This is a genomic window from Agrobacterium sp. DKPNP3 (assembly GCF_052686535.1).
Genome location: NZ_JBQYSN010000006.1, coordinates 41,594 through 65,669, shown reverse-complemented (window position 1 = coordinate 65,669; position 24,076 = coordinate 41,594). Strand labels below are relative to the sequence as shown.

Genomic DNA, 24,076 nt, shown 5'->3' with positions numbered 1-24,076 from the left:
TGCCTCTGATCGAATTCCAGTCGGTTTTCATCGTAACCTCTTTGCAAATGATAAAGCTTTCGACTCTCAGCTTCGGTCCACCACCGCCTCCGACGTCACTCCCTCATCTTCTGGAATGAAGCCGCCAATCTGGCGTTTCCAGAGCCGCGCAAACAATCCATCCTGCTCGACCAAGTCCTCTGGCCTTCCCTCTTCGACAATCCGGCCATGATCCAACACGATGATGCGATCCATCCGTGCAATGGTCGACAGGCGGTGCGCGATGGCGATCACCGTCTTGCCCTCCATCACCAGATTGAGCTTTTCCTGAATGGCGGCCTCGGACTCGCTGTCCAAAGCGGACGTCGCCTCGTCGAGCATCAAGATAGGCGCGTCTTTCAACAGCACGCGCGCAATGGCGACCCGTTGTCGCTGCCCGCCGGAGAGCTTGACGCCGCGGTCTCCAACAAAAGCCTGATACCCTTTTCGCCCCTCACTATCGGCGAGATCGGCGATGAAGGCATCGGCCTTCGCCACTTTCGCCACCTGCTCCACGTCCTCCTGCGTCGCTTCTGGCCGCCCGTAGCGGATATTGTCGCCAACCGACCGGTGCAGCAGCGCCACATCCTGCGCAATCACCCCGATATTGCGGCGCAGACTCATCTGCGTGACCTCGCGAATATCCTGCCCGTCGATGCGGATGGCGCCCTCCTGAATGTCGTAGAAGCGCAGGAGCAGATTGACCAACGTCGTTTTTCCCGCACCCGACAGACCCACAAGACCAACTTTCTCCCCGGCGCGCACGGTCAGCGACAGATCATCTATCACCGGTCTGCCTGACTTGTAGGCAAAGCGGATGTGGTCGAAATCGATGTTCCCATGCGAAACTCTCAGTTCCGCCGCGTCGGATTTGTCCATAATCGTCGGCGGCGTTGTCATGACAGGCATGGCGTCCTTGATCGTGCCGATCGCCTGAAAAATCTGTTGGCCCATCTGCAGGAAGGTGAATGTGTGCCCTGAAAGCCGCTGCAATATATAGACCGCACCGACGAATTCTCCGACCGTGATGGAGCCCTTCACCAGACCGGAAAACCCAACCGACAGAATTGCCAGCCACAACGCCATGTTGAGCGCAACCACCGCCAGCTCGGATGCGCGATAGACACGCTGCTCCTTGTGTTGCGTCTGTACGGCTTTCATCAGGATGCGACGGATTGCGCCCGCCTCGCTGTCCTCGGCGGCAAATTGCTTGATCATCTGCATATTGCTGTAGAGATCGGTAATCGCCCCCGAAACAAGGCTCTTTTGTTTTGCCGAGCGCCGTGACCGCTCCGTGAAGACCGGGGCAAGTTTAACGGCGAGAACGACATTGAGCACGATCCAGATGAACACCGGCAGCGCCAGCTGCCATGATAAGGCGGCAAGGAGCGCAAGAGAGCCGATCATTTGCAACAGGAAACGCGGTCCGATCTGAAACGCGTTGATGATCTGCTGCTGAACGGCTGACGAGACCTGCGAAAGGCGTGAGGCGACCTGCCCCGCATAAAGCTCATGGAAAAAGGCCAGATCCTGCCGCTCCACAGCCTTGTGACCCTGCCACTGTATGGCCGCCGGCATCGCGATGCCAAGCGTGTGCGAGGTGAGTGTGTTAAGAAGAAACGACGCTATGGGCATCGCGGGGAAAATCAACAGCCCAAGCAAGGTCAACAGCGGCCATTCCTTGCGCAGGAAAGCCTCCGCCCCCTGCGCCGTCACACCATCAACGATGACGGACAGCCCCCAGATGATAGACAGGTTGATGGCTTCAACCGCCATGGACGACAGGGCGAGAGCAATGAGGACGCCCCGAAACATCCCTATGAAATGCAAAAGCACCGCCACGGGCCCCTTCGACGGCAGTGGCCGAAAGGGAATGTCGAGCGGCCGTATCAGCGTCTCGAAGGGGCGGAAAATCGTATCTGAAATCGACATGGGCCTCTCGGATCGCAGTTTGGCATCGACGGGGAGGAATCAGCTACGCACGGCATGGAACCATGCATGGCGTTCAATCTCAATTACTGGCTGTGATTTTTGCAGCTAGAGAACGTTAATCAGGTTCGGCGTGGGTCGCGCTTGAAATGTTCTCAGCCCGGCGAAACCCCCTCCGCGGCTTCAGTTGCAAACATACAGTTTGACAATCTATGATTGTAATGCTATACCATAACAAGCCGGCGGTGCTGCCGGTGTGAGGGGCCATTTGGCCCCTCTTCTTGTTTTGGAGAGCTACAATCATGAACGTTTCAACCGCTGCACTCACTACCACCGCCTTACCCGCCGCCCCTGCCGTCACCCTGCCCTGCCCCGTCATCATTCTCGGCCGTGACGACAACGGCAGGCCCCACGCCTCATTCTTCCCTGCCACCGATACCCGCGCAGCTGAGAAGGCTGCCGAACTGATGGGCATGGTGGCACTTAAGGTGGAAGGTGACGAGCTCAGGGCGTTTCTCGGTCGGTTGCCGCAGGGCAAGCTGTTCGACAGCGGCAAAGCCTTCGTGCCGTTTGTGAAGCAGGAGCTCTATCAGGCCATCGCCGCCCACCTATCCAATGAGGAGCGCGAACGGCTGGAGCAACCGCGTGTGGTGCCGGAAGAACCCGCCCCGGAAACCAGCTACCCTGTTCCACCCAAGAACATGCCCGAAAACTGGGACCAGCTGACCGTAGGTAGCCTCGTGCTGGCGACTGAAGGCCCTTTGGAGGGGTGGTATGAAGCCACCGTCATCAAGAACGATGGCAACACAGGGCTTCGCCTCAAGTGGCGCGATTATCTCGATATGCTGCCTTTCACCCGCCGCGTTGATCAGGTGGCCCTCATTCACCCCGCCTATGTCGAGAAGTGATCGCCATGGGCTGCGCTTTGAAACAGAACATCAGCGAGGATGCGGCCGCTCGGGCCGCAGCCATCCGCGATAAAAACGACGCTTTTCGCAAAAGCTTCTCCGGCGGGCGAGTGCTGCTGACACCGGGCGTCACGAACCTCAGCGACGAACAACGGCGAGCGGTCATAGTGGCGGTGCAGACGTTCGATGATTTCTCGCCAGATAACGACCCTTACAATGAGCACGATTTTGGCGCGGTCACGCTCGAAGACACCGTGTTCTTTTGGAAGATCGACTATTACGACCTCGACCTGCAATTCGGATCATCCGATCCGGTAGATGACGACGTGACCTGCCGGGTGCTCACTGTCATGCGGGCAGATGAGTACTGACCAGTGCGCCCCATCTTTTCATCGTCAACAGCTTGACCGGCGATCAGCGCCCCCGCTTGCGACCCGCCTTCAGCGGTTCAGGCGGGGTAGCCTCAGCAGGTACTTCGAAGAACAAGGAGATATCGATGGTGAGCGCGTCGGCAAGCCGCGCGAGCAAATCGACCGAGGCATTAAAATCGCCTCTCTCGATACCGCTGATGGTGGTTCGGTCTACCCCTGCGTCAACAGCAAGATTCTCTTGCGTAACGCGCTTAGCGGTCCTGACCTTCCTGAGATTCCATCCAATGCGTTCGCGATGTTCCATCCCGGCATGGCGACCATCTTGCCGGGCATTAATCCATCGAATATATACTACATATTTCCTGTTAACGGCTTACGGTTGCCTACTCGGCGTCAAATTGGGGGTACTATGAAAATCGCAGTTGGAATTATTGGGCTCTTCCTCGGCTTACTGGTGCTGCTTCAATCCTGCGCAGTCACGGCGGGAAGCGGCCTCGTGAACGATCAAGCCACAGGCAGCGCCGGCGCGGTCGGCATGCTCACAGGCGTCCTGCTGGTGATCGGCGGCGCGTTCTCCTTCGGCCTGCCGTTGGTCGGAGCCATCATCTTCTTCGTGTCGGCGCTGATGGCCTTCATCGCGTCGTCGCAAGGCACCTTCGGCGATATGTCAGTCTGGGGCGTTATTGCTCTTGTGCTTGCTGTCATGGGTTTTTTCACATGGCGCTCAGCGAAGCGGAAGAAGGCAGCAGCATGATCCGCATTAAAAGACTTACGACGCTGACCACTGTCGGGCTGCTCGGCGCTGGATTGTTAAACCCTGTCGCAGCCGCGAAGGAAACCTTCTACTTTCAAAGCACTCCTTGGGAGTTGTTGCTCACTGAGCCTGATGGAGGGCCTGATGCAAACCCGTCGTGCGTACTGCGGACGACGGCGTGGCCTAGCCGGTCCTTGTCGATTGAAACGCGCCTGATCGGCGTTGATAAGATCGCTCGCGGCCTTCGCATTCGAAAAACCGGCTGGAACTTACCGGTTGGCAAAACCACAAAGGTAAAGGTCGGCATAAACTTTCTCAGCCCGACACCACATCAACTCGATGTGATTTCCCCTGAAGAACTATATGTTAGCTATCCTGAGGATGAAGACGGCGCCATCGGCATTGCTCTGGCCACAAGCTTTTCCTTCTCTCCCAAACTGCCCTCAGCAATGGCATTAACATTCGAAGGCAACGAACAGCCTTGGATTATTCCAGCCATCAACAAGCGGGACTATTACGCGCTGAACGAGGGCCTGAATGACTGCAACGTCGCATTGAAGCAGTTGGGACCTAAACTATTCTCATCGGAAGACGAAGCGACGTCGCCGTTCGCGGCATCACCCAAAACCGATGCTTCAATGCCTTCGGCACCGTCAGCTTGGGAGTTCAGCCGGCGTGAAGAGGATTGGGGCGAGACCTGTTACGCGGAGAAGAAGAACGGCGATATCACCATCGGGTTCATGAAGGCGCGCGGACATGATCTTGAAGGTTTTGTCGAGAATGGCGGCTTCGACGGCAACGCCAAAACCTCATGGAAAGTAGACAACGAACCGCCCGTTAGTTCCGAAGGTGACCTCAACGACTATTTCGGTTGGCACAGTTTCTCGGGTTTCAAGACGGCATTCGTGGACCAGATGATATCGGGTCAAAAAACGCTAACGATTACCGATGACAAGGGCGATGTCATCACCACCGATCTAGAAGGAGCGATGGGGGCTTTTTGGCAGTTGAATGGCTGCTTGGAGGACACGGATAGATAAGACCATCGGTTACTTCTAGGCCATATTGCATATCTTCCGAATAATATGTTCGCTTACGAAAGATGAAGGCGCAAATGCAAACGATCGTGACCAAGCCCACATCAGCCTAAAGAAAAGTAAAGTAAATTCTGAATATGTCTGGATGAGACTGTCTGTCGCAAGGGCACACCACGCGAAGAGTGGACATTGAAGGTTGCAACCTCCGGAATTCTCCGATCTGAAAAAATACCTTCACAGTGGCTCATTTGGACACTTCGCCAAACTTGGCAGCGATGTCTACTTGTGACTTTAGTGATCTATGTGGCGGGACGTGGGCTCTGATTTGCAAATCTTTCTAATTACTTAACTCAAGACGTGCCTTTGCAAAATGTACCACGCCCGACTTATAGTCTTGGTAGATATAACCGTGACCAAAGATACCAGATTTTAGACGAACACGATTTTGACGCGCTCAAATTCTAATGCCCCTGCGAGGGGCCGTTTGTGATTCACTTCGTGCCATTCAAGATCATCACTACCAGAAATGGGCCATCGCTTCGAATGCGTCAGATCAGCATGGCTGCGATCACTCCGTCCAGCCCCGCATCCGAGAGGTCGCCGCGAACCGCGTCGCAAATTGCGATCGTGACTGTTGGGTTCCCAAACTGTAGAAACGGCGAGACCCTATCTAGCGTGGTCGCGACTGGTGTTGCGCCAAAGCGAGATGCGATCGTGGAAGCGATCTTTCGCAACGTGTCCAGTTCTGACTGTTCGAGCTGACCCCCCCGCGCGCGCATAATTCGCAACATCAGGACGTGTTCGGCGAGATCGAGGACCGCGCGCTTAGCGAAGGTGCATGCAAGGCGATCGGCGATCTCCAGCTCAGCACCGGACATCGCTCTGTTCTGATCGCCCGCAAAATACACTAGCGGCGACGCTCCCACTCCAATCTGCGTTGCCTCCACCGCCAAGTCCACGATCCGAAGACGATCCGCTTGTTCAACTGAGAGGACATATAGCAAATCCTCAATGACTTCGCAGGCGTGCCCGTCGAGGCCGTAGACTGACACGTACTCACGCATCAGATCTGCTTGCAGCGAGGCTATTTTATCCACAATACCGGCACCTGATCCGAACCGTGGTCTGGCCAGATCGAGAATAATATTACCACTGCGCGTGGCGAAGCCGTGGGGCAGACGACGCGCCAGCTCCACGGCATCCTCTGGCCGGTATGGCAGGAAGGCTTGCAGGGCCGCGCTTTCAGCGACACCCGCTTCAGCAAGCAGAACCAATCTACGCCACGCCTCGTCCTGTAGCTCGGGACTGCGCGCGCACCACGCAAGCGCCTCATTCTTAAATTGATCGCTACCAAGATCGTCGTATCGTTCAAGCGCTAATTCGCAGGCGAGCGCGGCGTAGTCGTCGGCAATTGGCTGGGCGCGCGCATCGTCAGACCACGTAGCCATGTAGTTCAGCGTGCTGATCGCAATGCGTAGGCGGAGAAGGTCAGCTCCCGGATTCGCTGCGAGACTCCTCGCGAGGCGAAGTAACCGAGTGGGGTCTTGGCGTGCCAACCCTACGAAGACTGGACGCGAGAAACGTGGCGAAGGCACCGACAGCAGCTCCTCATCAGTAAAGAGGTCCGAGCAAAATACGAAGCAGCAACTCGTCCAAGAGGAAACGGTGCTCTCCAATGTCGAATCTCCCCAAATCGCCCCGAGCCATTCTTTGTCCTCATGCCATCTACCAAGGTCTTCGAGAGTGGCACGCCGGGCTTTCGAAAGCATGGTCGCGATATAACGTCTGAACCCCTGAAACTCGAACTGCCCTCGATTGCGCTGGAAACGCATCGGCTCGAAGAGGTCGCCCTCTCGGAAATCGTAGCCTGATGCCGCCCGGACAGCGAGATGCAGGACCGCACTCGCGAACGGGTGTCGCCACTCTGCTGGGCTGAGGTTAGATCCGATGAGCGAGAGGCCCCCCAAGCGCTCTGTGGCAAATCGTTCCAACAGCAGCATTGCGGTAGCTTCCCGCTCAATGGAAATGGGCAGGACAGCCAGGAGGCGCATGGCCTTCCAGCCGGGTAATTCGTGCTGGGCTTCAAGCTGGGACCAGATGACTTCCACGCCAAGGCGGTCGTGATTTCGGGCTAAGCCCTCGCTAAACGACCCCACGATCGCCCAATCTATCTCGCGCTCCTCCTGTCGCCAAACCCCGTTACTCAATGATAGTTTCTCCACGACCAGCGATCGAGCGGCAAGGTGCTCGAAGAGCACGTCATACCTGAACCCGTAGCGGCTACCCTCCGTGATCAGGAGGTGCTGACGGAGCAGCGGCTCGAAAGCCACATCTCGTGTGATCGGATCCCTGCCGAAAAGGGTGCGCTCCCCGTTCTCCAGACATAGCGCGGCAATGCGCTCCAACGTGTCCTCGGCCCTTCGCGGAGTGACGGCACCGGCGGCCCGGTCAACCGCCCGTGCACAGTCCCTGGATATCCATCGCTCGAGCAAGTCCCACCTCCCTGTCCGAAGGTCGGGTAGGTCCTGAAGCTCAGCAGCCAATTCGAGGAGCAACGGATTTCGGAGGCGATAGACGATGTCAAAGCCGTCGTCGAAGCGGCTTGACACAAACGCTTGCCATTCATCATCTGTGAACTCACCAACCGGGAAGCCATTGCCGCCGCTCTCTCGCCCATCCTCGTTGTGGAACACGGTACTCGGCACGCGCTCGGAGATCTGTTGCCAAGATTCCGGACGGCATGAGATCAGGAGTTTGCACCCCTTCGCGTCCCGCACCGCCTGGGGGAGCCATCGGTCGCGCATCGTCGCTACGTCTAGGGCGGACTCGTTTAGGCCGTCGACAATGATCAGTGGCGCGCCGCCGTCCGCGGTCACCAGAGTCGAGAGAGTGGGGCTGCCACTGACATAGGGCGGCGCGACGGCCGCCAGCTTTTTCTGCACCACCCCGTCCAAACCGGATGTGTCATCGATCTCCATCGCTCTAATTAGAAGCACAGGGCGGTCTGCGACACGATCCGCAATTGAGGCTAAAGCTGTAGACTTCCCGAGACCCGAAAGATCTACGAGCGCCCAGACTGAGGCCGGGCCTTCCAAAAAGCACTTTAGCCCATCGTCGAGGCTGCGGCGGACGACTGTACGCTCCCGGTCGTACAAGCGCTCCTCGGACATACGCGCGATTTCGGCAGCAGTCGCTGACATGCACCACGAGATTGCGCCGGTTCCGTTTGGGTTCAGCCCGTAGCGCGGGGTGCCCCTCATAGCTATGGCGAAATGTTCCGAGAGCTGCTCGTCATCTACTAGCTTTGACATCGGGAGCACGAAGCCCGACGGTCCTGCATTGCCGCGAGCGGGCCGGAAGTTCGCGACAACAATACCCGCGACCGCGCCCGATTGCTGGTCGATCACCGGGCCACCGCTGTGTCCTGGCGACATAAGGACATTACTGAGCGTCCAAACGCCACTGGAGTGATACTGACGTCCACCCGCGTTATAGGAGATGTCAGTGCTCCCTGATATGCTGTCGGTCGAGAATACAGGTCCCGTGAGGCCAGGCTCAACCGGGAACCCGGCGGCGAGGATCAGCTCAGGCCGTCGCAGTGACACTGCGAGGCCGTCCACCTCTTGGTCCACCTTGAGGATCGCGGCGTCGGTGCGTTGGCCGACGATCATCTCCGTGACGCGGCAGCCGCCGACCCGGAGGTCATCGATTGTGTGCCCGTCGGTAACGTGCGCGCATGTGACAACAGCTCCCGCGATTGAGAAAGCCGAGCCGAGGAGATTGCCTACCGCGTCTGTAACGCGGAACAAGCACGGGCGCACATGCTCCTCCAAAGCGGCCGCGTTTGAAATCAACGACTCACCTTTACTTTAAAAGTTACCTCAACCGCACCCTCCACTGTTGATTGGGCGATAATAAACTGGCCTGTACCACACGCCTTCAGCCCGATCTTCACTTCGGCTTCTTCGACGCCCGACCCCTCAAGTGCAGTACGGACTGCTCCGCCGACAGCACCGATTATTTTCAGGGACTCGCCAAACGTCGCAGCCACCTTAGCAGTAACGGACCCAAGCGCCGACCCAACGGCATTCACGCCGAGGCCGGCCTGGTCACTGGCGACCTCGATCACGATCGGTACCTCATCGGCAAACTCTATCAGTTCCGTCATCTCTACAACCCTCAGTGTACTTTGCGCACGCCACTATGCTTCTGCTAGGCGGCCATTACAACACTAGGCAATGCCTTTCCCACAAGGACTTGAGCGACCTTGGGTTCATGGACGTGGGCGCAGATAAAAAGGGCGGGCCAGCAAAGGTACCGTCTGCATAGGGTGGACGGACAGCCTGGCTGAACGCCGGCAAAGAAGGCCTATATCGCCACTTCTGGCACGACAGCAGCGTCGAAACGGGCCAACGTGCAGGGGTGTAGGTGCCTGGGAAAAAAGTGCTGACATTGCATCAACACTTTCGGTCATAGAGTGTACGCACGATCGACGATCGTAAGTCCGATCCGTTCGACATCCTCTTTGACAGTTCCAGAGCAGACAAGGCCGAGCGACACCGCGCACGATTGAGTGATGAACCTTAGGACAGCAGTTGCTTGCAATAGATGGCAAAGCGGCAGGACGCCGAGCCGACGTCGGAATGGACGATCAAGAGGTCCACGTCGTGTGCCGGCGTCTTCCCATGAAAGCGTGACCCGAATGGCCGACGTAAAGGCGCGATGTCGCTTGTTAGCGACAGACCCTCAATGCTGATGTCAGTCGTGCATTCGTCGCGGGCCAAAACTCGCGATGGGCCGGTTTCTCCACGATTGGCACGGGTGGAGTAGCAAGCGCACTGGCAGGTAACAGCCAGGCTGACATACTAAGCAGTTCCGAGACGAATGGCGCAATGAGATGCGCCATTCGGACAAGTGGCTCGAATGGACCGAGTTGCGACAGTTCTTGTTCTTGCGCTTTAGCGGTTGAGCTTCACGCGAAGACGACGGGATCGTTCAACGAAAGCCCTGTCGCCGCCTTCTAGGATGAGGCAGACGGCACGACGAATGTCATCATCATGCAGGCCGCCGGTGGAATAGGTGATGGGAGGAAGAGCCCCAGAAATATGCGGTCCAACGTTCGCTATGATTATCTGATCAGCATCAGCATTTACCACCAAATTGGCATTGTGAGTGACAATTATAACCTGTCGTTTATTCTTTGCCGCTTGAAAAAGCCCCACCAACTCGTCGAAGATTGATTTCGGATCGAGATTTTCTTCTGGTTGATCAATTATGAGAGGTCGGTCGTCCGCCTCATCGAGCGCTAGGTAGAGCAGAAGCAGCACGATGCCCCGAGTGCCCGGAGATAACTTGGTAATGTCTATGCCGTCGTAATCAATGCTGTATCGCAGCGAGATATGGTCCGTACTGAAAAGCCACTGCGCGAGGTTACGCGACCAAGTGCGATAGCCTTGATCTCCCTTAGGTACCTTTGATGCCCCAAGCAGGTCTTCTTGGTATTCTGCGCGGAAAGCCACCATAGCGGCTGAAATCGAGGCTGCATCACCCCTCTCCCACGCAGCCCGAAAAACGGGCTCTGCTACCTTTTGCAGTGCGCCCTGTCCCATGAAGGGCGTTTTCCGCAAGTCCAGAAGCTCCTCGCCACGCTTGGCCCAAGCTGCGACATCCGCCGACCGCTCCACACTGAACGTCAGCTTTTGGACACTGCCACTGACTTCGCTGAGTTTAGCCATGAGCGGGGCATAAAGCTTTCTCAATACGGCCTCTTCTCCCAAAATGGCTTGAAAAACCCGCTTGTAGCCCTCTTTCCGTTCGTCCGTCAGCGCTAAGGCGCGATCTTTCGCGCCCTCACAATCCTTGAGACGTTCGATAAGGGTCTGTAGCAGTTGACCTTCTTCGCCTATGCGTCTGGTGATGGCTCCGAGCTTGTTGGCGGTGTCTTTGTCGGCCGCGATCATCTTCTCAAGGCGCTTGATTTCCGCCTCAAGGGGTGCAAGGGCCGTCCGCTCCAGATCGGCAGTATCTGGTATTAGAGGCACATCGTCTGGACCCGCAGTTGGAGAAGCGCCTTTCCACGAAGCCATACTTTTCTCGGCGGAGGCTAATCGCTCTGCCAAGACAGCATCAACATCGCCGGCATGTTGCAACAGGAAGGCCTCCCATTGCGCCTCGTCCATGGGCGCGCTCTTGTACCTCTCCCTAAGGCTTCTCAGTCCCTCTGGTGCCTGATTTGCGCGTTGGTCAGCAACCTCATCACGGACAGAGTTAAGTGATTGCTGCTGATTGGCATAGTAGCGGATACTTGTTCGGGCCTTCTCAGCAGCGGCGGTAAGTGACAAAAGTCGGGCGGTCTCCTTGTCGGATCCTTTAGGGATGAGACGAGCACGGTCCCCGTTGTATCGCTCAATGAGCTTCGTTTTTTCCTCAATCTGGGTTCTTAAGGAGGCAAGCAGTTTTGTCTTTTCCATTTCCACGCCGATCCGCTCGGACAGCGAAGCCAGTGCCGCTTCCTCACGCTGGCGAGCGTCGCGGTAACGGGAGGCCTTCAAGTTCAGTAGATCGGAAAAGGTCACAGCACCGTCGCGGTCCGCAACTGGATGAGCTTCGAAGATGACACGTTCGATTTCGGCAAGAAGTGCGTCGGTCATTCCGGCTGACGAGCAGAGGTCATCGACAAACTGTTGAGACAGGTAACGCGCTTTCGGATAGCTATCCCATTCCTGGCGCACGGGCTCGTCAAGGCACCGAACCTCTGCGTCACCTCCGTCAGACCAGCTTATTGCGACACTTGCCCCGGATAGGTAACCGTCATCATTCGCCCGGCTGATAAAGGATTGGCGGTTGCGCTTTGCCGGGAACGCGTCGCAACCGACAGCAATAATGTCCGCCAGAGCGGTTTTTCCCGAACCGCGTGCACCAATGATCGCGACCAGTCCGGCATTAAGCCCGATGTCCGGAGTCAGCGCCCACATAGCTCCGTTAATTTGCACACGCGAAATAACCTGCGATGCCATTGCACCGGCTGTGGGGGATACGCCTACATACGACCTGCGCGGCTCGATGCAAGCTTGTCGCAACGAGTCAAAGGTGGCGGCACCCTTAATCCAACAAAACCTCTCCAGATCAGGCTGGCCAATTTTGGCCATCTCATGGGCGTCACAGCCCCACATCGTCGGCTTGAGGGAGCCGTATTGCTCTCGTATGAAGTCACTATCCAGCCCGTCTTTGAGGCCGAGCCAAAAATCACGATCCCCCGGACTTCCGGAAAATATGATGTCAGCGAAACGCTCGATGCCACGCCGAAGAGTTGCATCCGCTCCATCTCTTACTCCGCTCGTGCCATCACCGCCGGCCGCAACCGCGACTAGCACATTTTCCCTCGCCCAAGCATTGTCCAGAGCCTTACGCAGGTCGTCGAGCGACACTTTGTACTGTTGGGAACCGTGGGCAAGAGCAGCGCGATCATCAGTCAGGGATTTATCAAGGTGGCGCCCCAGATGCGTCAGTTGGACAGCAGTACAGCCGTAGTCTTGATCATCGACGCGGAACGTCAGACGGCTGAGGATAGTGTTGATCCGTTCAACGTGGTCGTCGTCAGTGGGATCGATGAGAAGGTGCACATTAACGAAGTTGCCCCGTACCGTCCCAATTGCGAGCCTCATCTCAATGTTCGGGAAAAGGAGCTGGCAATCCTGTAGCTTGCCGGCCCGCTTTTCCGCCAATACCCGCTGATAGGTGTCAATACCGTAGTAGTCAGCGATGCCAATGGCGCTAAGGGTGGGAGCTACAGCCTCCAGAGCTGCAATATACTTGTCCATAGCATCGGCACCGAATTGGTCATTGAATATAGTGCCCGGTGCATGGATATGCGGCTCCCACCGTAACCATTCAGAACCTCGTCCCAGCATACCCTCGCCTCCGTTTTTATTGATTCTGATTATCGGGGATTTACTTAATCTGGCAAGATACTTGGAGAGAGGGCACGAGGACTGATTAACCCTCTTGCACGATTAGCCTGCAGATGGTCGGACCGCGTGCGCGCCATATCGATTTCTTTCTTGACGCCATTGATGCCCGAGTTGGCCGCACCTGAGCCGCAGGCTGTTGGCCGATCGGATCAAATGGATAATCGGCCAATTTGGCGACAACGTCGTGGCTGACTCGTATTAACTCAAGCTGAGAGGCGCACAGCCGTTGTCCGGTCAACGCGCCTGAATGTTCACAAATAGCGCGATAGCGATTCGCCTCAGGGTATACCCATATGTGACGAGCCCGTGGTTACACTCGCCAATGTAACATCTGGGTTGACACCGACTATTTGTGACAAGGTAGCGTCAAGCCTAAAGCTTGAGGTGACACATGGCTCGAATAGGGTATGCGCGCGTTAGTACGCTCGATCAGGATTTGCAGGTTCAACTCGACCGCCTTCGAAGCGAAGGTTGCCAAATCGTCCGGTGCGAAAAGGTCTCCGGCGCAAGCCGCCATGGCCGAACTGAGTTGGCAACGATCATCGAGTTCTTACGCGAAGATGACGAGTTGATCGTCACACGCCTCGATCGCCTCGGCCGTGACACCCGTGACGTTTTGAACATCGTCCACGAATGCGAACACCGCGGCGCTTACGTCACCGTTCTTGAACCACACGTCTCGACGAAAGGCGAAATGGGCAAAGTCATTCTGACTGTTCTTGGCATGGTGGCGCAGTTAGAGCGGCGCTTCATCAAAGAGCGACAGCGCGAAGGCATCGAACGTGCGAAGAATCTTGGGGTATACAAGGGTGGCAGTCGGCGTGTTAATCGCGACCTCGTTGAGCGACTATTCAATCAAGGAGTGGGCCCATCAGCCATAGCTGCTTCAGCCGGCTGTTCTCGAATGCAGGTATACCGAATCCTCCAAAACCCCACAGATGAGAGCGGCATGCACGTTGCATCAAAAAGTGAATAACTACATATATAGATAGAATAGACGATTACAGACCAAATATCCGCTGGCAGGTCGATTCCATATCTGGAAACAATCTTTCACTGTCCGTTGGGATGCTAATATCGCGCTGCACGATGATCGATATTATCCGATTTTCTTTCACTTTGACGGCAATCTCGCAACTTCTCTTCGCGTAGTGGGCCGGAACGAACTCGCTTGATCAATGCCACGCCAACTCCAAAGCGGTTTTGAATACCGGCATAATCTTGTCTTCAACTAGCTTGTAATCAATTTCAACAAACTGTGGCCCAAGTGCATACGCCGCGACGTGATAGGGGCTGAATGCGATTTCGATACCCTTTTCTCCGAACGTGAAAACAGCGAAATCTTTCCACTCGTCAGTGCCACGGTTTACCCACTCAGCATCGAGCAAATATTCCCCATCTTCGTCGTCCGGCTTCGGCTCAAGCAATTGCCGCCGCACCTCAGCCTGTATAATCGGAAATACTTCGTCCTTTGATTGAAATATGTCCTCAAGACTTGATATCGCGAAAAGCGGATCGATAAAGAAAGCAAACGATTTGAAATTTAGATTAGGATGAGCTGCGCCAGCATAGTAGCTGTGAGACGCAAACAATAATGAGAGTATTCTTCCTTGAATCTTTGGTCCACCTGAACTGATATCCAATGTATGTGTTCGGTAGAATCGCGCCTGCCCATAATTGTAACTCACTGTCGAATCGACCAGCTCACGACGAAGACCGAACAGCTCGTCCAACATCTGTGATTTAAGATACTCTCCGATTTGCGAAATTGCGGGAAATGCCTCGGATGCAAATCGGTACAAGTGCAAATCTGCCTCATAGCCAGGAATCCCGTCCCGCCTTTCGATGATGCGATATGCGCTCCAGGTCACTTCCGAGCTGTCTTGCGCATTTTGAATTTCGACTCCAACTTTTTCTAATTGATGGTTGATCGCGTCGGCAAGTTTGTCGAGAAATTCAGCGTCCGAGTTTCTGATAAACTGTACGTCCTTCAACTGCGAAGGCACGGTTACATCATCGTCTAACAACACAGGAATGAGATAAATGTCGTCTACTAGCTTCTCTTCGGCTTTCTCCAAGGCAAGCCGGATTTCACGCTGAACGTATCCGGTCTTCTTCACTGAGTTGCGGGAAATGAAAACAACGATGATCGCAGACCGGTCTAGAGCGCGCCTAATCTCGAAGTCCCAATTTTGGCCCGGCTTGAGCTTACGGTGATCGATCCATATTGACAGCCCCCGAGCGACAAGCTGATCGGCAACATCACCAACGCGATCTTTATCGGCGCTCGTGTAACTGATAAAGACAATCTTCTCGTCCGCTTCCATCTCAGCCTCCAGCAACAGCAGTGTGTTAGCCGGACTGGCCCCGCTCGCGCAAGTAGAAAACATCCCAATTGCGCGCGCGGCATTAAAGCCTCGTACGCTATCGTTCGGCTACAAATGCAGTCTCTTGTTGTAGAGTAGGGTCTCGTCGCGAATAACGGAGAGCCATGACGGAAAGCTATTCAATCAAAAAAGATCGGAGCATCGTGTCAATGTGCGCCGCAACGCACATACAAGTACGTTTATTCGTGAATTAAGGGCCAGCTGCAATTGCCCCGGCACTGGAATGAACCACGCGTGTAGGTCTCCCCGCCGACCTTGGATCAAAGTATCCAGAGACCAAGGTCAGCAGTTTGCAAACCCATCCTGCGAGCAGCAGCGTGCCCTATCGCTTGACCTACAGTTGTTAACTTCAACCTTCTCATGGAGGTGTTATCCCAAGCATCAATAAGTTCGTTGATATTTGGAATTGATACCCCAAGCACTTGTCGAAACTCGTCCGCCGTGAATGCTGTGCTTTCGTAAACGCTCCAGAGACCCATGCTCGCCTCATCATCGAGTGAGTGCTTGAGTGCGGCTGCATTGAACGCTTCGCGATTGCCGGGAAGAAATTGGAGCATGTTTGAATCATGCAAACATGGGACGAGATTTTCGTCAAAGAAAGGTCGATATTTTTCCCACCATTCGTGATTTATCTGTGACTTTGTGAAACCCTTGCTGATAACGCCTATACATGTGGTTCTAAGGACGCCCATGAAGTCCATCTCAAGCACTGAGACAGTGGCGACTCCCAGACTCTCAAGATAGTCATACGAGGATGCATTTTTCGATATGTCGGGGACAAATTCCATAAGCGCGCCCATGAAGTTCACAAATTGTTGGAAGCTTCTAAAGACCCTCAGCGTGTTCCGGAACACGTGACTAAGGCCGAGTTCCGCAAACTCATTGCGTGTTAAAAGCGCTGATTTTTCGACGGCGTCGTTGAGGCTTAGCGTCAATCTAGACCGATTTTCTTGCATTGATCGCTGCGTTATCATGTCGGTCAAAATGTCGCCGAGCTCTCTGTCGCCTGATCGAGCAAAAGCCTGTTGCGCCCGACCGAGCACATACTGAAAATCTGGGTCGCGAAAGGCTTCCGGGCGCCCCTTTCCACCTGTGGCAAATTCCCGGAGGATCTGCTCTTGAAACGCGTTCATGCGCTGCTCAACCATTTCGCGAGCACTATCAACATAACGGTCAACCATTTTCGTAAGAGCTTCGAAAATGGCGATCATGTCGGCTGCGGAGAGGCCGATATTTGTGTCACGCGCACTCTGAATGATTTGGCCGTCTCCGGTAGCCTTTGCTCGCTGATCCGTCACTTTAGGTTGGTATCCCGCCCTGATTGAATGATTGTTGCTCCGCGTCCCGCCTTCGCTTTTTGGCGTGATCGGTAGATGGTCGCTCCGCCCGCTACGCCAACTAACAATGTCACGACAATGCCGACCGCCCATTTGATTGTCTCGCCGTCCAAGCCTATGTCTCCCTTAGATTTTTAATCGCCCCTAGCACAAAGAAATCTACATATGCAGGCGTGCTTTTTGCCTGTCAGATAAGCGGAGAATCCGTGATCCATTCTCTTCACGTATAAGACATTTATTCCCCATCCAAAACAACTCCACTAGGCATAACCTTATGAGCCGCAGCTTTTACTTGGAGGAGGAAGTTTAATCATCACAATCGCGGCACCGACGTGATCAGTCCTCGGACAACTATGTCATTGTCCGCCTTGATCTTACAGATCACCTCGAACCTTTCTCCGGGCTGGTTCCGGCCTTTGATGAACGCAGCAGCTTGCGCCTTCTCTTCGCCTTCCGGCCGCGCACAAAAAGACCATCCGTCCTTGAGGTAAAACGGAACATCCTGCGGGAATCCGAAATACCGGCGCTCCTCTTGTTCATTAGGCACGCCGACCAAGATAGCCCGCAAACCGTTTTTGTAAGACAAAGAGAACGCACCATCCGGCATTTTGGGTCGCGTCCAAAAACCCGCCTGATGATAGTCGTAAGCGCTGTAGCCAACAAACGCGACAATGGCCACGCCTAGAATCCGTTTAAACCATTTCCGCATATTGCCCCATCAAAGTGAAAGCGAAGGCCCCATCTTTTGGGGGCTCTAGCAGTGCCTTTGATCAGAAAACTCCGTTCCAAAAATCAGTCTTTGGCCTCGCGGCTGTCGATGCGTTGATGTAGTCAAAAAATGCATTCAACTCGTCTTGGGCTTGCGCGTCAGAAAGCTGGTTATTCCGCCAAGCGTCCCACAGGTGTCCGATCAGATCTTCCACGCCGTCAGGTGGATAAACGCTGTCATTCTTCATCATGCTGACGAGCTCGCCGTCGGCCCATTCGAGGCCTCCTGTCTCGGAGTAGGTAGCGCGGGATCCGCGGGCCATATGCTTTACCTTCAGGCCGTCTTCTGTGAAAGTTAGTTCGTAGGTGTCGTGATGCCCCCAGCGTGGCGAGAATATCTTTGCTGTAAGTTGTATCGGTCCCATTTTCATCTCCAAGTGCAGGAAATTCGATAGGTAGCAATTCTGCCGCACAGTGAATAGCACTGAGTTTCGTAGACACCCTCCGGGTTACGTTTTCTGCTGCTTTTCGAACTCAACCGGCGACAGCATCCCGTTCCTAAGAAACACTCCTCTCGGCAATCATGGGTTCCAGCTGAAAGCCCAGAGTCCGTGATCGAATGTGAAGCTATCGGAGTTTCCGGGTGACCAAAGTCCTTTGACCCTAAGGTTTTTTGTCAGCGGTCTCAATCAAGCTTGGGTTTTGAACACGCTCTTTCTCCAGCAGGTCGGCCCACCACTGCATCATCCGCACACGCTCGTCCCAATATGTGGCACGGTTATAAACGCGCCTCACCACCCGCGTGTCGAGATGCGCAAGCTGAGCCTCGATAGCATCGGCACTGAACTCACTAGACTCATTCAAAATGCTGCTGGCGGAAGATCGAAAGCCGTGCGCGGTATGCTGGACCTCAGTCACCCCCATACGACGCAAAGCCGAGTTCATCGAGTTCTCAGACAGAACCTTCTTACCGGACATCATCGAGGGAAAGACGTATGGCTTACCGCCGAACAGCTCCTTCATTTCCGCTAGGACCTCCAATGCTTGTTTCGAAAGCGGCACGTCGTGCTCCCGGCGCATTTTGGTTTTCTCTGCGGGAATGGTCCAGATCGAGTTTTCAAAATCCAACTCGGTCCACTCCATCGAGCGAGTTTCGCCCGGGCGAGCAAAACACAACGCTTGGATTTTCAAGGCAGCAACCAACGACGGCCAGCCCTCGTAGCCGTAAATTGCCCGCATGAGGCCGCCCATCTCGGCTTTCGTCGTCAAGGCAGCATGGTTGACCGGCACATGGCGCTGAAGAGCGCCACGTAGGGCCGACGTCGGGTCGTTCTCGGCCCTCGCCGTTGCGATGGCGTATCGAAACACGCGACCGATGGCAGCGCGCGTTGCCAGTGCACTTTCCACTCGCCCGGTCTTTTCGATGCTGGTCAGCACCGCAAGGACGTCACGCGCCGTGATTTGGGTGACCGGATAAGGTCCAAGCTTCTCGGCGAGGTCCTTCAACATCCACTTGTTTTTCGTGATGGTGGGCTCTGCGCGCTTATCGCGTTTTAGCTTTTCAATGAACTCATCCGCAATGACGCCAAAGGTGTTTCCGGCAGCGGCCTTGGCGGCAAGCTGATCGCGTTTTTTGGCGAGTGAGGGGTCTATGCCATCAGAGAGTTTTTTCTTCGCGTCATCGCGCAATCGTCGAGCATCCGCCAAGCCTACGGTCGGATATACCCCAATCGTCAGTGTTTTTCGCTTTCCGAAAAAATCGTAGTCGAAGCGCCAAGACTTGCCGCCGGCAACCGATATGTAGAGGTAAAGCCCCTTCTCATCAGACAGCTTGCGCGGTTTGCTGTCGGCTTTAGCGTTCTTAACCTGAATGTCTGTCAGTGCCATTTTACGGTATCGACTTCCCACCACGATGACGAATACCGTGATTTTTACCGACAAAATTGCTGGATGTCACTGCATATCGTTGCACGACCTTACGCGCGCACGAGGCAAAAGCGCTGAAAAACCAGCGCTTCTTGGACGTCGATGATCTTGTTGGAAAGGTCGCTGGAGCGGGTGAAGGGAATCGAACCCTCGTATTCAGCTTGGGAAGCTGCTGCTCTACCATTGAGCTACACCCGCACCGTCTAAGACATCGGATAGTTCGCGGCAGGTGTCAAGCACCCGCCGGTTCGGTCACTCAGCGCGAAAATGTTTCGAGAGCTTCAGGCCCTGTGCCTGATAGTTGGAGCCAAGGCCAGTGCCGTAGAGACCATCAGGCTTTTCCAACATGTGCTCGTAGACCAGGCGTCCGACGATCTGGCCATGCTCCAGAATGAAGGGCACTTCATGGCTGCGCACTTCAAGCACAGCGCGGCTGCCGCTGCCGCCTGCCTGCGCATGGCCGAAGCCGGGATCGAAGAAGCCGGCGTAATGCACGCGGAATTCGCCCACCAGCGGGTCGAAGGGCGTCATTTCGGCGGCGTAAAGCGGCGGAACGTGGACAGCTTCGCGCGAGACGAGAATATAGAATTCGTCCGGATCGAGAATAAGCTCGGCGCGGCCACGGGCGTAAAGTGGCTCCCAGAAATCGAGTACATCGTGCTGGGCCTTCCTGTCGACATCCACCACCGCCGTATGATGTTTGCCGCGATAACCGATCAGGCCGTTGTCGCCGAAGCCCTTGAGGTCGATGGACAGCGCGATGCCGCCGCCGGTCACGTTCGGCGTGTCGCTGGCGACCAGCATTTCCGTTTCGTGCAGCTTCAGCAATTCGGCTTCGTTGAGCAGCGAATGGCCGATGCGGAAGCGGATCTGTGACAGGCGTGAGCCGCGGCGCACGACGATCGGAAACGTGCGCGGGCTGATTTCGAGATAGAGCGGGCCGGCATAACCCGCCGGTATCTTGTCGAATTCCTGCGCGTTGTCGGTCATTACGCGCGTGAAGATATCGAGACGGCCGGTTGAGCTTTTGGGATTGGCAGAGGCGGACATGTCGGCCGGCAACGCCAGGCTCTCCATCAGCGGCACGATATAGACACAGCCGGTTTCCAGCACCGCGCCCTGGCTTAAATCGACCTCGTGCAGGCTCAGACGATTGAGCTTGTCGATGACCTGGGTTCCGGGGCCGGGCATGAAGCTGGCGCGCACGCGGTAAGCTTTCGAGCCGAGCCTGAGATCGAGGCTGGCGGGCTGCACCTGATCCGCGTCGAGATCGGCCTCACTCTTCAGCTTGCCGCCCGCAAACAGCGCGCGTATTGCGCCATCCGCCAAAATGCCCGTGGTTCTCATCATGGTCATCATTCCTTTTTACGGCGACAAAACCAAAAGGAAGGCATTGACGCAAGCCGGTAACGGCAGTAAGGCAAGTTATCCCGTGGTGATTTGGCCGGTCGGCTTGCAGCCACGTTAAACAAGTGGCTAAAAAGACCGGGTGCTAGGAACCGGTCTGCTTTTGCGGCCGGTTTTTTTGTTTTGAAGGTGATCACATGAGCAATAAATGGCGCCCGGCAACCCAGCTCGTTCACGGTGGTACGCTACGCTCCCCTTATGGTGAAACGTCGGAAGCAATCTATCTGACCCAGGGCTTCGTCTACGAAAACTCCGAAGCTGCCGAAGCGCGCTTCAAAGGTGAGACGGACGGCTTTATCTATGCCCGTTATGCGAGCCCCACCAATGACATGTTCGAGAAGCGCATGTGCCTGCTGGAAGGTGCTGAAGACGCCCGTGCGCTCGCTTCTGGCATGGCCGCCGTTACCGCGGCGATCATGTGCCAGCTGCGCGCCGGCGACCACATCGTTGCTGCCCGTGCGCTTTTCGGTTCCTGCCGCTGGGTGGTTGAAACGCTGGCGCCGAAATATGGCATCGAATGCACGCTGATTGATGGCCGTGATCTCGGCAACTGGGAAAAGGCAATCCAGCCGAATACGAAGCTGTTTTTCCTCGAAAGCCCAACCAATCCGACGCTCGAAGTGGTGGATATTGCCGGCGTGGCGAAGCTCGCCAACCAGATTGGCGCGAAAGTGGTGGTCGACAATGTCTTCGCCACACCGCTTTTCCAGAAACCGCTCGAACTCGGCGCTCATATCGTCGTTTATTCTGCCACCAAACATATTGACGGCCAGGGACGCTGCCTCGGCGGCGTGATCCTTTCCGACAAGAAATGGATCGAAGAAGAGCTGCAGGATTATTTCCGCCATACGGGTCCCGCCATGTCGCCGTTCAATGCGTGGACGCTGCTGAAGGGTATTGAAACGCTGCCGCTGCGCGTAAAGCAGCAGACGGCCAATGCCTCGAAGATCGCGGATTTTCTGGCAGACAGCGGCAAGGTCGCCAGGGTCATCTATCCCGGCCGCGCCGACCACCCACAGGCGGATATCATTGCGCGCCAGATGTCCGGCGGCTCGACGCTGGTGGCTTTCGAGCTGAAAGGCGGCAAGGAGGCGGCCTTCAAGCTGCAGAACGCGCTTGAGATCGTGAAGATTTCCAACAATCTGGGTGACGCCAAGAGCCTCATTACCCACCCCGGCACGACGACGCATAAGAACCTCACAGACGAGGCACGGGCGGAACTCGGTATCTCCGGCGGCACATTGCGCCTTTCCTGCGGTATCGAGGACACGGACGATCTGGTGGAAGATCTGGCAAAGGGTCTTGCGGCGGTTTCCGTCTGAAGCTGAAATAGCTTAAGCCATGGCCCGGCTGATGTCCGGCCATGGCTTCTGGCGCCCGAGAAGGCCGCGCCAGGAAACCAATATTTACCTTTACCGTTATCCCTAATGTAAAAAACAGCGCAACAGGAGACGCCCCCTGCCCGTCAAGTCATTCATTTCCTTGACGATAGCCAGAGCCTATAGTGTAGAATGCGGCGGCAGGCATAAATTCGAGGTGTGGTGCGTATGTATCGTGCTCTGACAAGGGATATCGAGGTGACGGTTGATCCGTATTATCTCGAAGACCAATCCGACCCGGATGACGATCGTTATGTCTGGGGCTACAAGGTCGTGATTGCGAACAACTCCGACATTCCGGTCACTCTCGTCAATCGTTACTGGCACATTACCGATCAGAACGGCCAGGTGGACGAGGTCTATGGTCCTGGAGTCGTGGGCGAGAAACCACATCTCAAACCTGGCGACAGCTATGAGTATTCTTCCGGCTGTCCGCTGGATACGCCTTCGGGCCTGATGTTCGGCCATTATGAAATGGAAACGGAAAGCGGTGAGGTGTTCAATGTCACGATACCAGCCTTCTCGCTGGATTCGCCAGGCCTGATGCGGGTTTTGAATTGATGAAACCGCAGGAACGCGAAAGCCGCGCGTTAAAAGCGTTGTTCAGAGTGTCGGTAAGATAAAAAATCTCTCTTCCGTCATGCCGGACTAGAGCGGCATCCAGCCACAGCGCGTCTGCAGCGTGAGAGAGTGTTACGCAATCAAGACTTGATCATGCTGGATCCCGGCTCGAGGCCGGGATCATGGTGTGCGAGGGCACGGCTATCCTCGTCAGACGTTTTCAAATTCGCTGACATCATAGCGGTAGGTCGTGGAGCAGAACTCGCAGGTAACGGCGATGGCCCCATCTTCCTCGCTCGCCTTGATTTCTTCGGCGGTAAAGCCTGACAGAACGCCCTTGATCTTGTCGCGCGAGCAACTGCAACGATCGAAAACCGCCTGCGGATCATAGATGCGTACGCCGCTCTCATGGAAAAGCCGGAAGAGAAGGCGTTCCACCGGCACCTGCGGATCGGTCAGTTCGTCGGTATCAACCGTGTTCAGCAGCGTAACCGCTTCCGTCCAGGCATCATCCTCCTGCACCTCATGGCCGCCTTCATCACCATCGCCGCCATGCAGATCACGCATGCGTAGCCGCTCGGGCGCCTGTGGCAGGAACTGCGCGATAACGCCGCCCGCACGCCAGCCGTGGCGCGGCTTGCCGGCGCCATCACGGTCGAAGAACTCGGCAACGCCGAGACGGACGCGAGTGGGAAGCTGTTCCGACTGGCGGAAATATACCCCGGCAATGTCTTCCAGCGATGAGCCATCAAGTGGCACGATGCCCTGATACGGCTGCATGCCCGCACCCTGATCGATCGTGAAAGCGAGAATGCCGGTTCCGAGCAATTGCTCCGGCGAGGTGGCGCCCTCGGCAATCGCCGCTGCGAGACGCTCTTCATCGAAACGGGCGTAAGCGCGCATGCTTTCCGGCGCGGTGAAATCAGCAACTAGAAGGTCGACCGGACCATCGCCCTTGGTCTGAAGCGTGAGCTTTCCGGAAAATTTAAGCGAGGTGCCGATCAGCGCCGTCAGAACAGTCGCTTCCGCGAGCAGCCGGGCGACTGCGGCCGGATAGTCATGCCGCTCGAGAATGGCGTTCAGCAATGGCCCAACCTGAACCGCGCGGCCGCGCACATCCAGACCTTCGACCTGAAAGGGTACAACCTTGTCGTCGCCAGCAAAATCGAGATCGTCCAGTTCAACCGTTACATCTGCCATATCATACTCCTTGGCGCAGCCGCGGCGCCGCTACCGTCCAAAAGTCCGGCTTTCAAAATGTGCTTTTTTGCTTGTCGCACAGAGACCCGCGAAGAGAAACCGCTCCCGGGGAAAAACGTGCAAATCGTGATGAAGGCCCGCCAGAAAACCGACGAGCCTCTTCGAAGTCCAACAGATGGTAATC

Annotated in this window: 19 protein-coding genes, 1 tRNA gene and 1 riboswitch; of the genes, 7 read left to right on the top strand and 13 right to left on the bottom strand. The window is 55.8% G+C overall.

Translation table 11 applies throughout. From position 1 onward, the window contains the following. Nucleotides 1–66 precede the first annotated feature (66 nt). A complete protein-coding gene (locus ACUTJJ_RS03220) occupies nt 67–1,950 on the bottom strand; it encodes an ABC transporter ATP-binding protein (RefSeq protein WP_445541278.1) in 1,884 nt (627 codons plus the stop codon). A gap of 299 nt (nt 1,951–2,249) precedes the next feature. Between ACUTJJ_RS03220 and ACUTJJ_RS03215 the strand changes: the two genes are divergently transcribed. Beyond that, complete coding sequence (locus ACUTJJ_RS03215) at nt 2,250–2,855, top strand: hypothetical protein (RefSeq protein ID WP_445541277.1); 606 nt, start codon at nt 2,250–2,252, stop codon at nt 2,853–2,855. Between the two features lie 5 nt (nt 2,856–2,860). Further along, nucleotides 2,861–3,226, top strand: coding sequence for a DUF3768 domain-containing protein (locus ACUTJJ_RS03210; RefSeq protein ID WP_445541276.1), 366 nt, complete (start codon nt 2,861–2,863; stop codon nt 3,224–3,226). Between the two features lie 43 nt (nt 3,227–3,269). Here the strand turns inward: ACUTJJ_RS03210 and ACUTJJ_RS03205 are convergent, their stop codons facing one another. Next, on the bottom strand, nt 3,270–3,530 hold the full coding sequence (locus ACUTJJ_RS03205; RefSeq protein ID WP_445541275.1) for a helix-turn-helix domain-containing protein: 261 nt from the start codon (nt 3,528–3,530) through the stop codon (nt 3,270–3,272). A gap of 105 nt (nt 3,531–3,635) precedes the next feature. Here ACUTJJ_RS03205 and ACUTJJ_RS03200 point away from each other — a divergent pair, with 105 nt between their 5' ends. Continuing rightward, a complete protein-coding gene (locus ACUTJJ_RS03200) occupies nt 3,636–3,980 on the top strand; it encodes a hypothetical protein (RefSeq protein WP_445541274.1) in 345 nt (114 codons plus the stop codon). Further along, the gene (locus ACUTJJ_RS03195; protein WP_445541273.1) at nt 3,944–5,020 is read left to right on the top strand and encodes a hypothetical protein; all 1,077 of its coding nucleotides are present in this window, start codon (nt 3,944–3,946) and stop codon (nt 5,018–5,020) included. Before ACUTJJ_RS03200 ends, ACUTJJ_RS03195 begins: the two co-directional genes overlap by 37 nt. 545 nt (nt 5,021–5,565) lie before the next feature. Here ACUTJJ_RS03195 and ACUTJJ_RS03190 read toward each other — a convergent pair. The 3 genes from ACUTJJ_RS03190 to ACUTJJ_RS03180 form a co-directional block, all read right to left on the bottom strand. Next, nucleotides 5,566–8,871: a trypsin-like peptidase domain-containing protein gene (locus tag ACUTJJ_RS03190; protein ID WP_445541272.1), complete on the bottom strand. Its 3,306-nt coding sequence runs from the start codon at nt 8,869–8,871 to the stop codon at nt 5,566–5,568. Then, entirely contained in the window at nt 8,868–9,185 is a 318-nt protein-coding gene (locus ACUTJJ_RS03185) for a hypothetical protein (RefSeq protein WP_445541271.1), read from the bottom strand. The genes ACUTJJ_RS03190 and ACUTJJ_RS03185 overlap by 4 nt, the downstream gene beginning before the upstream one ends. Nucleotides 9,186–9,975: 790 nt before the next feature. Beyond that, nucleotides 9,976–12,927, bottom strand: coding sequence for a TrlF family AAA-like ATPase (locus tag ACUTJJ_RS03180; protein ID WP_445541270.1), 2,952 nt, complete (start codon nt 12,925–12,927; stop codon nt 9,976–9,978). Nucleotides 12,928–13,378: 451 nt separating this feature from the next. Between ACUTJJ_RS03180 and ACUTJJ_RS03175 the strand changes: the two genes are divergently transcribed. Further along, nucleotides 13,379–13,963 carry a recombinase family protein gene (locus ACUTJJ_RS03175; protein WP_445541269.1) on the top strand — a complete coding sequence of 195 codons (585 nt, stop codon included), beginning with the start codon at nt 13,379–13,381 and terminating at the stop codon, nt 13,961–13,963. A 199-nt stretch (nt 13,964–14,162) separates the two neighbouring features. On the opposite strand, the gene ACUTJJ_RS03170 is transcribed toward ACUTJJ_RS03175, so the two are convergent. From ACUTJJ_RS03170 to ACUTJJ_RS03140, 7 genes are all read right to left on the bottom strand, one after another. Then, entirely contained in the window at nt 14,163–15,314 is a 1,152-nt protein-coding gene (locus ACUTJJ_RS03170) for a TIR domain-containing protein (RefSeq protein WP_445541268.1), read from the bottom strand. A 320-nt stretch (nt 15,315–15,634) separates the two neighbouring features. After that, on the bottom strand, nt 15,635–16,672 hold the full coding sequence (locus ACUTJJ_RS03165; protein WP_445541267.1) for an LPO_1073/Vpar_1526 family protein: 1,038 nt from the start codon (nt 16,670–16,672) through the stop codon (nt 15,635–15,637). A gap of 352 nt (nt 16,673–17,024) precedes the next feature. Continuing rightward, nucleotides 17,025–17,390: a hypothetical protein gene (locus ACUTJJ_RS03160; RefSeq protein WP_445541266.1), complete on the bottom strand. Its 366-nt coding sequence runs from the start codon at nt 17,388–17,390 to the stop codon at nt 17,025–17,027. Between the two features lie 91 nt (nt 17,391–17,481). After that, a complete protein-coding gene (locus tag ACUTJJ_RS03155) occupies nt 17,482–17,844 on the bottom strand; it encodes a hypothetical protein (RefSeq protein ID WP_445541265.1) in 363 nt (120 codons plus the stop codon). 238 nt (nt 17,845–18,082) lie between these two features. Then, entirely contained in the window at nt 18,083–19,306 is a 1,224-nt protein-coding gene (locus ACUTJJ_RS03150) for a tyrosine-type recombinase/integrase (RefSeq protein ID WP_445541264.1), read from the bottom strand. Nucleotides 19,307–19,469: 163 nt separating this feature from the next. Next, nucleotides 19,470–19,543, bottom strand: a tRNA-Gly gene (locus ACUTJJ_RS03145). A gap of 54 nt (nt 19,544–19,597) precedes the next feature. Next, nucleotides 19,598–20,695 carry a 2'-deoxycytidine 5'-triphosphate deaminase gene (locus ACUTJJ_RS03140; protein ID WP_445541263.1) on the bottom strand — a complete coding sequence of 366 codons (1,098 nt, stop codon included), beginning with the start codon at nt 20,693–20,695 and terminating at the stop codon, nt 19,598–19,600. Nucleotides 20,696–20,767: 72 nt separating this feature from the next. Continuing rightward, a riboswitch (SAM riboswitch) is annotated at nt 20,768–20,846 on the top strand. A gap of 43 nt (nt 20,847–20,889) precedes the next feature. On the opposite strand from ACUTJJ_RS03140, the gene ACUTJJ_RS03135 reads away from it, so the two are divergent. After that, nucleotides 20,890–22,074, top strand: a complete 1,185-nt coding sequence (locus ACUTJJ_RS03135; protein ID WP_445541262.1) for an O-succinylhomoserine sulfhydrylase — start codon at nt 20,890–20,892, stop codon at nt 22,072–22,074. Between the two features lie 225 nt (nt 22,075–22,299). Then, entirely contained in the window at nt 22,300–22,692 is a 393-nt protein-coding gene (apaG, locus tag ACUTJJ_RS03130; RefSeq protein WP_445541261.1) for a Co2+/Mg2+ efflux protein ApaG, read from the top strand. Nucleotides 22,693–22,902: 210 nt separating this feature from the next. Here apaG and ACUTJJ_RS03125 read toward each other — a convergent pair whose 3' ends face one another. Next, nucleotides 22,903–23,892, bottom strand: a complete 990-nt coding sequence (locus ACUTJJ_RS03125) for an Hsp33 family molecular chaperone (RefSeq protein WP_063949638.1) — start codon at nt 23,890–23,892, stop codon at nt 22,903–22,905. Nucleotides 23,893–24,076: the final 184 nt, after the last annotated feature.

Coding starts and splice junctions, on each gene's coding strand:
- apaG (WP_445541261.1), top strand. CDS start 22,300: ATGTATCGTGCTCTGACAAGGGATATCGAGGTGACGGTTGATCCGTAT.
- ACUTJJ_RS03125 (WP_063949638.1), bottom strand. CDS start 23,892: ATGGCAGATGTAACGGTTGAACTGGACGATCTCGATTTTGCTGGCGAC.
- ACUTJJ_RS03210 (WP_445541276.1), top strand. CDS start 2,861: ATGGGCTGCGCTTTGAAACAGAACATCAGCGAGGATGCGGCCGCTCGG.
- ACUTJJ_RS03195 (WP_445541273.1), top strand. CDS start 3,944: ATGGCGCTCAGCGAAGCGGAAGAAGGCAGCAGCATGATCCGCATTAAA.
- ACUTJJ_RS03170 (WP_445541268.1), bottom strand. CDS start 15,314: ATGGAAGCGGACGAGAAGATTGTCTTTATCAGTTACACGAGCGCCGAT.
- ACUTJJ_RS03135 (WP_445541262.1), top strand. CDS start 20,890: ATGAGCAATAAATGGCGCCCGGCAACCCAGCTCGTTCACGGTGGTACG.
- ACUTJJ_RS03200 (WP_445541274.1), top strand. CDS start 3,636: ATGAAAATCGCAGTTGGAATTATTGGGCTCTTCCTCGGCTTACTGGTG.
- ACUTJJ_RS03205 (WP_445541275.1), bottom strand. CDS start 3,530: ATGGAACATCGCGAACGCATTGGATGGAATCTCAGGAAGGTCAGGACC.
- ACUTJJ_RS03175 (WP_445541269.1), top strand. CDS start 13,379: ATGGCTCGAATAGGGTATGCGCGCGTTAGTACGCTCGATCAGGATTTG.
- ACUTJJ_RS03215 (WP_445541277.1), top strand. CDS start 2,250: ATGAACGTTTCAACCGCTGCACTCACTACCACCGCCTTACCCGCCGCC.
- ACUTJJ_RS03140 (WP_445541263.1), bottom strand. CDS start 20,695: ATGATGAGAACCACGGGCATTTTGGCGGATGGCGCAATACGCGCGCTG.
- ACUTJJ_RS03220 (WP_445541278.1), bottom strand. CDS start 1,950: ATGTCGATTTCAGATACGATTTTCCGCCCCTTCGAGACGCTGATACGG.
- ACUTJJ_RS03185 (WP_445541271.1), bottom strand. CDS start 9,185: ATGACGGAACTGATAGAGTTTGCCGATGAGGTACCGATCGTGATCGAG.
- ACUTJJ_RS03180 (WP_445541270.1), bottom strand. CDS start 12,927: ATGCTGGGACGAGGTTCTGAATGGTTACGGTGGGAGCCGCATATCCAT.
- ACUTJJ_RS03155 (WP_445541265.1), bottom strand. CDS start 17,844: ATGGGACCGATACAACTTACAGCAAAGATATTCTCGCCACGCTGGGGG.
- ACUTJJ_RS03150 (WP_445541264.1), bottom strand. CDS start 19,306: ATGGCACTGACAGACATTCAGGTTAAGAACGCTAAAGCCGACAGCAAA.